The 13,065-nt window shown below is 69.4% G+C and carries 14 protein-coding genes and 1 pseudogene; 6 read left to right on the top strand and 9 right to left on the bottom strand.

The window, feature by feature from the left end; genetic code table 11:
- The 3 genes and pseudogenes from A8G15_RS19315 to A8G15_RS30010 all read left to right on the top strand — a co-directional run.
- On the top strand, positions 1-399 hold a 399-nt coding region (locus A8G15_RS19315), incomplete at its 5' end, for an ATP-binding protein (protein WP_169833915.1).
- 113 nt (positions 400-512) lie between these two features.
- Entirely contained in the window at positions 513-974 is a 462-nt protein-coding gene (locus A8G15_RS19320; protein WP_068163217.1) for a universal stress protein, read from the top strand.
- Positions 975-1,158: 184 nt separating this feature from the next.
- Positions 1,159-1,426: pseudogene (locus A8G15_RS30010) on the top strand (SHOCT domain-containing protein).
- A gap of 141 nt (positions 1,427-1,567) precedes the next feature.
- Here the strand turns inward: A8G15_RS30010 and A8G15_RS31160 are convergent.
- The 7 genes from A8G15_RS31160 to A8G15_RS19345 form a co-directional block, all read right to left on the bottom strand.
- Positions 1,568-1,708, bottom strand: a complete 141-nt coding sequence (locus tag A8G15_RS31160) for a hypothetical protein (protein ID WP_169833914.1) — start codon at positions 1,706-1,708, stop codon at positions 1,568-1,570.
- 11 nt (positions 1,709-1,719) lie between these two features.
- The gene (locus A8G15_RS19325) at positions 1,720-4,164 is read right to left on the bottom strand and encodes a heavy metal translocating P-type ATPase (protein WP_068163221.1); all 2,445 of its coding nucleotides are present in this window, start codon (positions 4,162-4,164) and stop codon (positions 1,720-1,722) included.
- Between the two features lie 174 nt (positions 4,165-4,338).
- Positions 4,339-5,454 (bottom strand): YVTN family beta-propeller repeat protein, encoded by a 1,116-nt coding sequence (locus tag A8G15_RS19330; protein WP_068163224.1) that lies wholly within the window; start codon positions 5,452-5,454, stop codon positions 4,339-4,341.
- 99 nt (positions 5,455-5,553) lie between these two features.
- Positions 5,554-5,805 (bottom strand): hypothetical protein, encoded by a 252-nt coding sequence (locus A8G15_RS30730; RefSeq protein WP_156665471.1) that lies wholly within the window; start codon positions 5,803-5,805, stop codon positions 5,554-5,556.
- The gene (locus tag A8G15_RS19335; protein WP_082900017.1) at positions 5,802-6,047 is read right to left on the bottom strand and encodes a YgaP family membrane protein; all 246 of its coding nucleotides are present in this window, start codon (positions 6,045-6,047) and stop codon (positions 5,802-5,804) included. Before A8G15_RS19335 ends, A8G15_RS30730 begins: the two co-directional genes overlap by 4 nt.
- Positions 6,048-6,255: 208 nt before the next feature.
- Positions 6,256-7,779: a multicopper oxidase family protein gene (locus A8G15_RS19340; RefSeq protein ID WP_068163232.1), complete on the bottom strand. Its 1,524-nt coding sequence runs from the start codon at positions 7,777-7,779 to the stop codon at positions 6,256-6,258.
- Between the two features lie 72 nt (positions 7,780-7,851).
- Positions 7,852-8,076 carry an SHOCT domain-containing protein gene (locus tag A8G15_RS19345; protein WP_068163235.1) on the bottom strand — a complete coding sequence of 75 codons (225 nt, stop codon included), beginning with the start codon at positions 8,074-8,076 and terminating at the stop codon, positions 7,852-7,854.
- A gap of 206 nt (positions 8,077-8,282) precedes the next feature.
- On the opposite strand from A8G15_RS19345, the gene A8G15_RS19350 reads away from it, so the two are divergent.
- From A8G15_RS19350 to A8G15_RS19360, 3 genes are read left to right on the top strand one after another with little or no spacing between them, the layout of a single operon-like run.
- Positions 8,283-8,984 carry a response regulator transcription factor gene (locus A8G15_RS19350; protein ID WP_068163277.1) on the top strand — a complete coding sequence of 234 codons (702 nt, stop codon included), beginning with the start codon at positions 8,283-8,285 and terminating at the stop codon, positions 8,982-8,984.
- Entirely contained in the window at positions 8,981-10,201 is a 1,221-nt protein-coding gene (locus A8G15_RS19355) for a sensor histidine kinase (protein ID WP_068163236.1), read from the top strand. The genes A8G15_RS19350 and A8G15_RS19355 overlap by 4 nt, the downstream gene beginning before the upstream one ends.
- Positions 10,198-10,527: a cupin domain-containing protein gene (locus tag A8G15_RS19360; RefSeq protein ID WP_068163239.1), complete on the top strand. Its 330-nt coding sequence runs from the start codon at positions 10,198-10,200 to the stop codon at positions 10,525-10,527. Before A8G15_RS19355 ends, A8G15_RS19360 begins: the two co-directional genes overlap by 4 nt.
- A gap of 13 nt (positions 10,528-10,540) precedes the next feature.
- On the opposite strand, the gene A8G15_RS19365 is transcribed toward A8G15_RS19360, so the two are convergent.
- Positions 10,541-12,085: an ABC transporter permease gene (locus A8G15_RS19365; protein WP_068163242.1), complete on the bottom strand. Its 1,545-nt coding sequence runs from the start codon at positions 12,083-12,085 to the stop codon at positions 10,541-10,543.
- Positions 12,082-12,774: an ATP-binding cassette domain-containing protein gene (locus A8G15_RS19370; protein ID WP_245687904.1), complete on the bottom strand. Its 693-nt coding sequence runs from the start codon at positions 12,772-12,774 to the stop codon at positions 12,082-12,084. Before A8G15_RS19370 ends, A8G15_RS19365 begins: the two co-directional genes overlap by 4 nt.
- Between the last annotated feature and the right edge of the window lie 291 nt (positions 12,775-13,065).

The following is a 13,065-nucleotide window of genomic DNA, read 5'->3' on the forward strand; positions in this document are numbered from 1 at the left end:
CATCATGTCGCACGCCGTGGTGGGGACGTGCGGTTCGTCAAGTGCTCCCGCATGCTTGCCGACCTCGCCGGCGGGCATGCCGACCGCACCATCGGTCAGCGGATGCGCGAATACACCCGGCCGCTGGTGTTGATCATCGACGACTTCGCGATGCGCGAGCACACCACCACCCAGTCCGACGACCTCTACGATCTGGTCTCGGACCGGGCGATCGCCGGCAAACCGCTGATTCTGACGAGCAACCGCGCACCGAAGGACTGGTACCCGCTGTTCCCGAACCCGGTCGTCGCCGAGTCGCTCCTCGACCGGCTCATCAACACCAGCCACCAAACCCTGATGGACGGACCGTCCTACCGACCCCGCAAACGACCCGGGCACCGCACCGCCGGCGCAACCTGATCCGCACCCCCGACTGCGCGGGCTACCCTCGACTCAGCACGCCCGAGCATGGGGAATTGCGTGACGGACACCCCTGGGGAATTACGTGACGGTCGACAAGAGAGGGTCTCCTCGTGGATATCAGTCCGAGGTTTCGGATCGTTGTCGGAGTGGACGGTTCGCGGCAGTCGCTGCTCGCGCTCGAATGGGCACTGTCCGAAGCGCGCCTGCGGCAGGGACGGCTACGGATGGTCACCGGATGGGAGTTCCCCGCCTCGACGGTCGGGATAGACGCACCGGCATGGGGACGGGACTCGTGTATGCGCGTTGCCGAACAGATCCAGCGCAAGGCGTTGTCCAAGGTCGATGTCGAGGGCGTGGAGATCGACCGGCAGGTGGGAGAAGGGTCCGCGGCTGCGGTGCTGCTTGCCGCCGCCGATGCGGATCTACTCGTGGTCGGATCTCGTGGACACGGCGGTTTCAGACGGCTGCTGCTCGGTTCGGTCTCCAGCCAGATCGTTCACCATGCCCGATGCCCCGTGCTGTTAGTGCGACCTCGGCCCGTCCGGCCCTCAGCGACCGACCCGGACACCTGAGCGGCCATCACCGGTTTCTTGAGCAGATCTTCACGAAAACGAGGGCGAAGAACGCATCCAGGCCAGGCACCGTGGACATCACAGAAACCGGGACCGTGCGCCGCCGCGCACAGACCGGCCCTGCGGGCCCTGTGCGGGTATCGGCAGCCGATGCGCGGACACCGACAGAGGAAGGGTGGTTGCGATGATGTTCTGGTACGGCGACGGCATGAACGGTTGGGGTTATGTGCTCATGACCGTCGGGATGGTGGCGTTCTGGGCGCTGGTGATCGTCGGCATCGTGATGCTGGTGCGCGCCGCAACCCCCCCGGTCGACACCGTCGCCGTCGGCCCATGCACCGACACCGGAAGAGATTGTGGCCATGCGTTTTGCTCGGGGAGAGATCGACGAGGACGAGTACCGGCGCCGTCTCGACGCCTTGCACACCCATCGTCCCGGCCCGGCGGCGTAACCGCTGCGCTTGCCCTCGCCCCGCAACCCTGCACACCGGAGGGGTGCAGGGTTGCGAGGCGACGGTGTCAGCGGCGGTAGTGGCGACCGGCGGAGTCGTCGGTGACCGGGCGGTCGAGCACGTAGACCGAGAACCAGACGATCAGCAGACGATCAGCAGGGACACCAGCACCAGCGCGATCTCGTATACCGCGATCTCGTATACGAGGACCACACCACCGCTCCTACGGCCACGACGCCCGCCCACCCTGCCCTCGGTCGGTGCCCACTGGTGCGCCGGCACCGACCGAGGGGTCAGCGGCGCAGGATGGTGGGAGTCGGCTCCGGCGCCGGGCGCGGTACCGGCTGCTCCTGTGGTGGGGACGGCAGTTGCAGCCGCTTGAGCATCAGCGCGTTGACCGCGACGATAAGGCTCGAGCCGGACATCGACAGTGCCGCGATCTCCGGGCGCAGCACCAGCCCGAAGGCGGGTTCGAACACGCCGGCGGCGATCGGCAGCGCAATGGTGTTGTAGCCGACGGCCCAGCCGAGATTCTGTCGCATCTTGCGCAAGGTGCCCCGGCCGATGCGCAGCGCGATCGGCACATCCAGCGGGTCCGACCGCATCAGCACCAGATCGGCGGTTTCGATCGCGACGTCGGTGCCGGCGCCGATGGCGATACCCAGATCCGCCTGCGCGAGAGCCGGGGCGTCGTTGACACCGTCGCCGACCATCGCGACCTTCCTGCCGCCGCGTTGCAGTTCGGCGATCTTGTCGGCCTTGTCGCCGGGCAACACCTCGGCGATGACAGTGTCGATGCCCAGCTGTCCAGCGATGCGGCGGGCGGTGGCCTCGTTGTCGCCGGAGAGCATCACCACCTCGATGCCGAGTTCGTGCAGCGACGCCACCGCCTCAGCCGAGGTCTCCCGGGCGGCGTCGGCCAGGGCGATCACCCCGACGCCGCGGCCGTCGACCGCGACGAGGACCGCGGTGCGTCCCGTCGAGGCCAGCTCGTCGCGCCGGTCCATCAACGCGCCGAAGTCGACGTCCTCGGCCACCATGAGCTTGCGGTTGCCGACCGCCACCCGCAGGCCCGCCACCTCGGCGACCGCGCCATGGCCGGGTACGTTGCGGAAGTTCTCCACCCGCACCGTGGGAACCCCGCGGGCGGTGCCGTAGCGCACGATCGCGCCCGCCAGGGGATGCTCGGATTCGTGTTCGACCGCGGTCACCAGGGCCAGCAGCTCGTCCTCGGGCAGACCGTCGACGACGACGTCGGTGACCTCCGGTTCGCCCTTGGTCAACGTGCCGGTCTTGTCCATCACCACCGTGTCGATCCGCGCCGAGGTCTCGAGGGCAGTGGCGTTCTTGAACAGCACGCCGCGCTTGGCACCGAGGCCGGTGCCGACCATGATCGCGGTCGGGGTCGCCAGCCCGAGCGCGTCGGGGCAGGTGATCACCACGACGGTGATGGCGAACAGCAGCGCCTTCTGCACGTCCCCGTCGACAAGCCACCACACCAGGAAGGTGCCCACGCCGCCGATCAGGGCGACGAGCACCAGCCAGAACGCGGCCCGATCGGCCAAGCGCTGACCGGGAGCCTTCGAGTTCTGCGCCTCCTGGACCAGGGCGACGATCTGCGCGAGGGCGGTGTCGGAGCCGACCTTGGTCGCCCGCACCCGCAGGGTGCCGGTGGTGTTGATCGACGCACCGATCACCTCCGAGCCCTCGGCCTTGGACACCGGCAGGGACTCCCCGGTGACCATCGATTCGTCGACCTCGGAGGTCCCGTCGGTGACGATTGCATCGACCGGGATCTTCGCCCCCGGGCGGATCAGCAACAGGTCCCCGACCACGACCTCGGCGGTGGGAACCTCCACCGGCTCACCGCCGCGCAGCACCACCGCCCGCGGTGGGGCGAGTTCGAGCAGAGTGCGGATGGCGTCGTTCGCACCACCGCGAGCACGCATCTCGAACCAGTGCCCGAGCAGCACGAAACTCGCCAGTACGGAGGCGGCCTCGTAGAAAACCTCGCCGCCGCCGGTCACGGTCACGCCCACGCTGTAGAGCCAGCCGGCACCGATCGCGACGGCGACGAGCACCATCATGTCCAGGGTCCGGGCCTTCAGCGCCCGGTAGGCGCCGTCGAAGAAGATCCAGGACGAGTAGAAGATCACCGGCAGGCTCAGCACCAGGGTGAACACATCGTCGCGCAACCCGAACGGCGCCGGCACCGTGAAACCGAACATGTCGCGGCCCATCGGCGACCACAGCATGATCGGGATCGACAGCAGCAGCGCCACCAGGAACCGGTTGCGCATGTCGCGCACCATCGCGTCCATCGACATCCCGGCGTGCCCGCCGTGACCCATCATCTCCTGCTCGGTGTGCCCGCCGGCCATCTCGTGCCCGGCATGGGGGCGGTGTTCCTTCCCGGCAGGACCCTGCTGTTCGACGTGGCCGTGCGCCGGGTGCGGACGAGGTGCGGGTGCGCCCGGGCCGGGAGCCGGTTCGCTCATCGGGTCGCACACATGCTCGGGCACCGAGCGGCCGGCGCAGTGGTAGCCGCAGTCCCGCACCCATTTCGACAACTCCACCACCGACGTGCGGCCGGGATCGTAGGTGACGGTGGCGGTCTGGTTCACCGCATTCGCCTCCACCGCGGACACCCCGGGTCGGCGCAGCAAAACGGATTCGATGGCCGACGTCGACGTCGCCCAATGCAGGCCGCCTACCTCCAGCACGGTGGTTCGGTTCATACGATCCGGTCCCTCCCTCTCAGGGCAGGGGACGCAATGGCCGTCCCTGCACGGTGTTGGTGCTCCGATACCGGCACCGGTACACGGTCGCCGACCGTGTCCGAGTCTGCCCCGCCCGATCCCGGCATCTCCTGGTGGTTGGATGAAGATTCGTTGAAGAACTCCGGGTCCCGGTCAGGGTCCGTGCTCGTCCGAATGCTCCCCGCCGGGCCCCTCCTCGGTGCGGTGATCGGCGGTGTTCGGGGGAAGCGGCAACTGGATGCGGCTGCCGGCAGTCGTCGGCGGGAGGGGAGAGAAACTGACCCCGTTGGGTCGCTCGCCCACCGGCACGGTCGCCACCACGGACAGGCCGGGCAGATCGACCACGGACACCGTGTCGTCGTAGGTGTTCGTCACCCACGCACGCGTACCCGAGGGGTCGATCACCACCCCGTGCGGACCGACTCCGGTGCCGATCGCGCCCCGGACCGTCATCTCGGCTGTATCGATCACCGACAGGGTATTGCCGGGCTGCTGCCGGGTGCCCTGGTCGGCGGAGACCACGGTCTTCTCGTCCGGGGACAGATACAGCTGCACGGGCGCGGCCGGCACCGGAGCGGTACCCACCACCCGGCGGGCAACCAGATCCACCTTGACCACCGCGGCGGGCTCGGTGGTCCCGGCGTAGGCGAACCGTCCGTCGCCGGTGACCGCGACCTGGGCCGGGCCGGTGCCGACAGGGATCGCGCCGGTAACCTGATCGGTGGCCGGGTCGATCAGGTGCACTACTCCTGCCGCGGTGTCCGCGACGACGATCACCGACCCACCGGACGCGGGCCGCAGACCGTGCGGCATCCCGCCGAGCTCGATCCGCCCTGCCGGCCGCAGGCCGGAGGTCTCGAACACCGAGACGGTGCCGTCACCGGCGTCGGTGACGTACACCTTGCCGTTGGGTGCCTCGATGACGTGTGCCGGCGCCGCACCGGTGGGCGCAGCGGCACGCACCGTATAGGTGGCCGGATCGATCGCGATCACCCGGTCGTCAGCGCTGACGGTGTACACCGTCGCGCCGTCCCGTGCGACCTGCACGTTGTGCGGAGAGTCCACCCCGGTCACGGTCGTCACCACCTCGTCGGTGGCCGCGTCCAGGACCGTGAGGCTGTCACCGCCCTCGTCGGCAACCCACACAGACCCGGGCACCGTCTCGGTCGGTCCGGACGGCACCGCCGTCGAGGCCGGATCCGGGCTGGGACCGCCACCGTCGGAACATCCCGCCAGCGCCACCACCGCGACAACGACCGTGGCGGTCACCGCACCGCGGCGGCGGCGCCGGTGTCGCAGAGGCGGTCGGGGCGCAGCCGCCTCACCGCTGGCGTTCACCGTGCACCTCTGGCACAAGCTCGGCCGCGGTCAATGGCGGTGACCGCCGGGTGAGAACATCATCATCGCCATCATGGCCGCGCAGGCGAGGGCGAAGACCAACCCGCCGACGCTCGCACTTCCGGTCAACACCAGTGCCCCGGCGATGATCAGCATCGGTACGCAGCAGGCGAGCATCATCCAGCGATGGCGGCCGTGTCCCCCCGTGCCCGTCGGTTCGGTGGGTGGAGTCGAAGGCGCTGATTCCTGGGGACGCCAATCGTGTTCGTTCGGTTCGTTCATCGCGATCCCGTCCTCAACGATGCCGGCACGTAGCCGAGCTTGTGGTACAGCGGGCAGTGTCCGGTCGCTCCGGTGACCAGCAGGTCCACCCCGGCCGCCAGCAACAGCACCGCCAGCACCATCGTCCATCCGGTGGCGCCGGCGACGAACAGTGCGACGGCACCGCCGACTCCGAGGCTGCCGACAACCATCCGTCCCACGCGTTCGGCATCGGTGATGTTCACTCTCGGTACCTCAGCCATCTCGCCTCCTCGGATTCCCGATGTGCGGGAGGGGTGTATCGCGGACCGCACACCGATGACTCTTCCGATCCCAGTACGCGTTTCGGCTGGCGGTTCGGTGAAGATCGGTTGAAGATTCGGAGCCGGGCTTCGGCGGTGCCCATTGTTCAGCCGCTGTGGTGGTCACCGTGGCCGCCGGAAAGCGTCGTCACAGGCAAGCTCCGGTGCTTCAGGCACGGTAGGACAGGGTCGTCATCATTCCGGCTTCCTGGTGGTAGGCGTTGTGGCAGTGCAGCGCCCACTGGCCCGGGTTGTCGGCGTCGAACTCGATTTCCACGGTCTGCATCGGGCGCACCGTCACGGTGTCCTTGCGGGCTCCGCCGTCGACCAGGGCGAAGGTGTGGCCGTGCAGATGCATCGGGTGGAACATGTCCGACATGTTCCGCAGCCGCATCCGTACCCGTTGTCCCTGGGCGACGGTCAGCGGGGCGGTGTCGGGGAAGGTGGCGCCGTTGAGTACCCACCGGTACGGGGCCATCGTGCCGCCCATGTCGACGCTCAGGTAGTTGTCGTGGGAGCGTCTGGGCAGCCGCACCGGCTCGGGCGGGGACAGGGCGGTGCCCAGCAGCACCTGCCGGTCCAGCTCGACGGGCCGGGTATCGGTGGTGGCGGTGCCGGCGGCGGTGCGCACCACGGCCACCGCGTGGCCGGGTTTGCCTTCGGCGGCGGCGTAGAGCGGGAACACCCCGTCGGCGAGGGTGACCAGCACATCGAACCGTTCGCCCATGCCGATCAGCACCGCATCGGTGTCGACCGGCGTCACGGGGAAGCCGTCGCTGTGGGTGACGGTCATCGCATGTCCACCGAGGCCGACGCGGAAGGCGGTGTCCGAGGCGGCATTGACCAGCCGGATCCGTACCCGCCGTCCCGGGGCGGCAGTCAGGGTCACCGGATCCGCGGGGGTGCGGCCGTTGAGCAGGTAGTACGGGTAGTTCACGTCGCCGGCGCCGCCGAGCAGATCCGAGCGCATCGACTCCCCACCCATCATGCCGCCCATCGAGCCGTGGTCCATCATCGCCCCCATCCCACCCGTACCGGGGGCGGGATCACCGGGGGTCGACATGCCGAGCTCGCGGGCAACATCGTCGGGTGTGCGGCCGGTGCCGTCGACCCAGTCGTCGAGCACGACGACCCATTCGTCGTCGTAACCGCCGGGCTCGGCCGGGTCATCGATCACCACCACCCCGTACAGGCCGCGGTCGAGCTGCAGCCCGCTGTGCGAGTGGTAGAAGTAGGTGCCCGGATGTGGGACGGTGAATTCGTAGGTGAACGACTCTCCGGCGGCAATGGGCTCCTGCGTGAGCCCCGGGACCCCGTCCATGTCGTTGCTCATCGCGATGCCGTGGAAGTGGATGCTGGTATCGACCCCGAGCCCGTTGTCGACCCGCACCTGCAGCAGATCCCCGGCCCGGGCCCGCAGCAGCGGACCGGGCAGCGTGTCCCCGTATCCCCACGTCGAGACCACCGGACCGCCGAGATCGACCTGTACCGGCCGGGCGGTCACCTGCGCGGCGACCACCGCCTGCCCAGCGGTACGGCGCTGAGCCTCGAGCCGGCGCACCACCTCGGCGCCCGGTCCGACCGGATCCCCGGCGACACCGGGGCGGGCACAGCCGGCCAGCCCACCGAGGGCCAGCGCCCCGGCGGCCGCCGACGCACCGAGCAGAAAGCTACGGCGGGATATCTGCACCACACAATCTCCTGGATCAACTCACAACGACAACGCACGACGCTGCCCGCTCCGCTGCTACGGTGCCGGCGCCGCTCACGGTTGGGGACGCAGCGCCCGCCGCCGGGCCCGGTACTCCTCGGCGTCGATTTCGCCCCGGGCGAATCGGTCGTCGAGGACGCGCAGCGGATCGGCCGGCGGGGGCGGGGTGCCGGTGCGGAACATCGCCGCGATACCGAAAACCACCAACGCCCAGAAGCCGATCATCACCAGCGCCATGACCATCCAGCCGACCCAGCCCATCGCGCCCGCACCCCACATCACGGCTGCTCCCTTCCTCGACAGGCTCGCGACCCAGTCTGGGCGCGTTACCCGATGCCGCAGGTGGGGGTTTGATGAAGGTTCGCTGAAGAACGTCGCCACAGGCCCGCCGCGACAGCCACGATGGGACCATGACCTCCGGTTCCGATCAGCTCATCCCCGCACACACGGTGACCGCGCCGGTCCCCCCGACCGGTCTGCGGGCACTGATCGTCGAAGACGAAATGGCGCTGGCCACGGTCGTGGGCACTTACCTCGAACGCGCCGGCTTCGAGATCACCCTCGTGCACGACGGGATCGACGCCGTCGACCGAGCCCGGCAGGTCGATCCGGACGTCGTGGTGCTCGATCTGGGGCTACCGCGCCTGGACGGGATCGAGGTGTGCCGGCAGCTGCGCACGTTCTCCGACGCCTATGTCGTCATGCTCACCGCCCGCGCCGACGAGATCGACACCCTGATCGGACTGTCGGTCGGCGCCGACGACTACATGACCAAACCCTTCAGCCCCCGCGAACTCATCGCCCGCATCCAGGCCATGCTGCGCCGCCCCCGACCCTCGACCGGCGACGGCCGCACCCCCGCCCAGACCGGCCCGGACAGCGGGCGCCGTACGTTCGGGTCGTTGACCCTCGACCCGGCCGGCCGCGAGGTGTGGGTCGACGGCACCCCGATCGCCTTGACCCGCACCGAATTCGACCTTCTCGCCGCGCTGTCCGCACACCCCAATGTGGTGTTCACCCGCGCCCAGCTCATCACCACGGTGTGGGGACCGAGCTGGGTCGGCGACGAACACCTGGTCGACGTACACATCGGGCATCTCCGCCGCAAACTCGGCGACGACGCCACCCGCGGAGTGTTCGTGCGCACCGTGCGCGGGGTCGGATACCGCATGGGAGCCGGACAATGACCACACCACCACCCCTGTCGGCGCCGGGCCCTCGACCCGGGCGCCGCAGTGCCGGATTCGGTAGCCGTCTGCTGGCCGCGCAGACAATCGTCGTCGTCGGCGGCGCGATCAGTGCCTGGCTGGTCGCCGCCGCCGTCGCCCCGGGACTGTTCCACAACCACCTCGAGCAGGCCGGTATCGAGCACGTCTCGACCGAGGCGGCGCACGTCGAGGAGGCGTTCACCTCGGCGATGATCATCTCGTTGGCCATCGCGCTGATGGTCTCGGTGCTGATGGCGCTGGCGGTGAGCTGGTATTTCACCCGCAGGGTGCAGCGCTCGATCACCGGTGTGGCTGCCTCGGCCACCGAGATCGCCGGTGGCCACTACGACGTGCGTCTGCCCGGGCCCGGTCTCGGGCGCGAATTCGATCAGCTCGCCGAGACGTTCAACCAGCTCGCCGATCGACTCGATTCGGTGGAAACCACCCGGCGTCGCATGCTCTCGGACCTCGCGCACGAGATGCGCACCCCGCTGGCCACCCTCGATGCCCATCTCGAGGCGCTCGAAGACGGCATCCGGGTTCCCGATGCCGAGATTTTCGAGATCCTGCGGTCGAGCACCGCCCGGCTCGGTCGGCTCGCCGAGGACATGGGCGCGGTCTCTCGTGCCGAAGAGGGCCGGCTGTCCTTCACGCCCGTGCCCACCGACACCCGTGCCCTTGTCGATGCCGCGGTGCGCGTCGCCACCGACCGCTACGGCGCCAAGGGCGTCGCCCTGGTCGAAGACCTTGTCAGTCCTGCCGTGGTCACGGTCGACCCGGACCGGATCGGGCAGGTGCTGGGCAATCTGCTCGACAACGCCCTGCGGCACACCCCTGCCGGGGGCACGGTCACCGTCGCCGCCACCGTCGTCGACGGCGGGGCCGAGATCACTGTCACCGACACCGGCGACGGCATCGCCGCCGAGCACCTGGGGCATCTGTTCGACCGGTTCTACCGTGCCGACCCAGCCCGTGGACGGCAAGAAGGCGGTAGCGGCATCGGGTTGACCATCGCCCGCGCCCTGGTCGAGGCCCACGGCGGTACGCTGACCGCCTCCAGCGGCGGGCCCGGAACCGGCGCCCGATTCACCGTGCACCTGCCCACCACCGCCGCCGCAGGCAACCGCAGCAGCGCACGTACCGCCCCTCCGCAGGGCACCGCGCACACCGGCACCGGTCTCCAGGGGCGGAGATGAAGAAACTCTCGCTCGACGCGCTCGCCCGGCACCTGACTGCGCATGCCGCTGCCGCCCCCAGCGGCCGCAGCGCCGAGACCGTCTACGGCGGGCACGAACACGTGCTGCGGCAGACTCTCGTGGCATTGCAGGCTGGACAGTCCATGGCCGAGCACGTCGGTCCCGGTGAGGCCACGGTGTACATCCTGCGCGGGCGCCTCCGGGTCGTCACCGACCGGATGAGCTGGGACGGACGCAGCGGGGACCTGATCGCCTTACCCCGCACCCGGCACCGGATCGACGCCGTCGTCGACACGGTCGCCCTGCTCACCGTCGCCAAATACTGACCTTGAGGTGGGTTCAGAGCCCGGTGCCGGGCCGCCGGGGGCTTGCCGGGGACCGGCGGAACAACCAGGCCGCCACCGCGGTGAGCCCGACCAGCCACCCCAGCGCAGCCAGCAACGGTCCGGCGGTGTCGAAACTGTCGGTCAGCCCGCCGTCGAGGATCATCCGGGTCGCGCCGTAGCCGGGGAGTGGCTGCGCCCACTGCGGCGGCTGCGGCCGCAGCATCGGGCTCTGCCCTATCCCCAGATCCAGGAACGGCACCAAGAAGACGATGAACACCCCGCCCACCCGTCCGAACAGCGGCCCCAGACACACCCCCACCAGCCCGTAGGTCCATGCCAGCAGCAGATTCCCGGCCGCGTACAGGCCCCACTGACGAGCATCGAACGCCGCCGCGGTGACCAGCAACGACGAGGCGGTCACCACCACTCCTGCCACCGCGATCACCGTCAACCGGACCCCCAGCAGCACCCCGGCACCGAAGCCGGCCCGAGACAGTCGTCGATCGCCGCTGCGCGCATCGAGTACCACGAACAACCCCGCCAGCGCCGACAGCGACGCGATCGCGAGGGGAGTCATGGTTCCGGCATGCACGTCCGGTAGCCAGAACACCGCCGTCACCGGTCGTCCGTCCTCGACCAGGGAGAACATCCCGAACTCGGGGACGGTCATCGCCTTCGACAATGCGATGAACACGATCGGCACCACCACCAGCAGCACCCACAGCACCGGGTTGCGGCGCCAATCCCGCAACCCCATGACCAGCCCCACCACGAACCGGTCCGCCCGTCCGGTCCGCCCGCTGCGCCCCTCGCGGCGGCGTACCCCGCCGACCGTGGTGGTGACCACCACGGCCCCGATGACCAGAGCCGCGACCATCCACACCAGCGCCCATCCCAGGTCCCCGACCTTCCCGCCGTGGCGGGAGGGCACATCGACCATCCACAGCGTCACGAAATGGGTGGGAAACCCGCGGGTGGCCACTCGCTGCGCCGAGCCGATCGCCGGTCCGAAGAACACGTCGACGATCCAGACGAAGAGGATCAGCACGGTGCCGTTGACCGGATTGGGCACCAGCGCCCCGACCACCGCCCCGATGGCCAGGTAGATCACCGCGAACATCACCGTGCCCACCGTCACCCGCACCGGAGCATCGAGGCCGACCCGCACCGCCAGCGCCAGCAACGCCACCGCCGAGACCAGCACCGCCAGTATCAGGCCGGTGCCGAGCCGGGCCAGCACCAGCCGCCCTGTCGCCAGGCCCGCCGACACCAGTCGCCGGTCCGCCGCCCGGGCGGCAGTGATCTGGAAGTACATCGCGATCCCGGCCAGGAAACCCGCCGCCCACCCGGCCGTCGCCGTTTCCACCGCCGGTCCGCCCGCACCCCCGAGCAGCCTGGCCGCATCGGTCATCGCTCCGGCCGCGACGATCACGAACACCACCGGCACGACCACCAGCACCAGCAGATTCACCGGGTTGCGGGCATAGTCGGCCAGGAACCGGCCGCTCAGCGCCCGGACATCGCCGGCCGTCGACCGCAGGGTGGGGGCGAGGGTCATCGCGGCACCGTCCTACCCTCCCGCAGATCGACGATGCGATCGAACCGCTGCTCGTCCGCCACGAAATGACTGATGATCAGCACCGAACGGCCCGCCTGCCGACGCTGCGCCACGATGTCCCAGAACCGCAGATAGGTGTCCCAGTCGAACCCGGCATACGGCTCGTCCAGCAACAACACCTCCGGATCGGCCAGCAGCGCCAGCCCCAGGTTCAATTTCGCCAGCGTCCCGCCCGACAACCGATCGGCACGGGTACCGGCATAGCGTTCGAACCCCAACGCGGCATACAAGTGGCCGCGGGAAAGATGCGCGGCCGCCGGGCTCATCCGGTACGCCCGACCGAACAACTCGAAGTGCTCGTCGCAGGTGAGCCGGTCGTAGACCACCGGTTGCTGCGGACAGTAACCGAGTCGCCGTGGCCGGCACACACTGCCGGCATCGGCCCGCAAATCCCCGACGAGAATCTTCATCAGCGTCGACTTGCCCGAACCGTTCTCCCCGACCAAGCCCACCACCTCCCCCGGGTGCAGCACCAGCTGCGCCCCGCGCAACACCGGAGTGCGGTTCCGCCGCGGCCACCAGCCACGACCGAAGCTTTTCTCGATCCCCTCGGCCGTCAGCAGCGGGTCCTGGGCGAAACCGCCCGACTCAACTGCGGATTCCGCCGAATCGGATTCGGATGCGGTCATCTCTCACCTCGGACACTCGAAGGCGCACGCGCCCCCGGCGCCTTCTCCGGCCGCCGGTGCGGCGGGTGCACCCACGGTAGGTGCCCATTGCTGTAGTCCGGCACGAGATCCCGTGAAGATCTGTTGAAGAAACCACACGATCCTGGCACCGCCGCCCTGCCTGACGCGCTGCCACCATGGAGCATGGATGGATCCGGAGTGAAAGCCGCGAGCCCTGTGCACCCAGGCCTACTGTGGATACAGGGCCGGAACACCGATACCCCGACCGGTCCGACTCGTCGATAAAGGGCG

Origin of the sequence: Rhodococcus phenolicus (genome assembly GCF_001646785.1) — a bacterium.
Lineage (GTDB): Bacteria > Actinomycetota > Actinomycetes > Mycobacteriales > Mycobacteriaceae > Rhodococcus > Rhodococcus phenolicus.

Bases quoted from the DNA above. Each gene is read 5' to 3' on its own strand.
- A8G15_RS19355 (WP_068163236.1), top strand. From the start codon at position 8,981: ATGACCACACCACCACCCCTGTCGGCGCCGGGCCCTCGACCCGGGCGC.
- A8G15_RS19345 (WP_068163235.1), bottom strand. From the start codon at position 8,076: ATGTGGGGTGCGGGCGCGATGGGCTGGGTCGGCTGGATGGTCATGGCG.
- A8G15_RS19325 (WP_068163221.1), bottom strand. From the start codon at position 4,164: ATGAACCGAACCACCGTGCTGGAGGTAGGCGGCCTGCATTGGGCGACG.
- A8G15_RS19335 (WP_082900017.1), bottom strand. From the start codon at position 6,047: ATGGCTGAGGTACCGAGAGTGAACATCACCGATGCCGAACGCGTGGGA.
- A8G15_RS19370 (WP_245687904.1), bottom strand. From the start codon at position 12,774: ATGACCGCATCCGAATCCGATTCGGCGGAATCCGCAGTTGAGTCGGGC.
- A8G15_RS30730 (WP_156665471.1), bottom strand. From the start codon at position 5,805: ATGAACGAACCGAACGAACACGATTGGCGTCCCCAGGAATCAGCGCCT.
- A8G15_RS19360 (WP_068163239.1), top strand. From the start codon at position 10,198: ATGAAGAAACTCTCGCTCGACGCGCTCGCCCGGCACCTGACTGCGCAT.
- A8G15_RS19365 (WP_068163242.1), bottom strand. From the start codon at position 12,085: ATGACCCTCGCCCCCACCCTGCGGTCGACGGCCGGCGATGTCCGGGCG.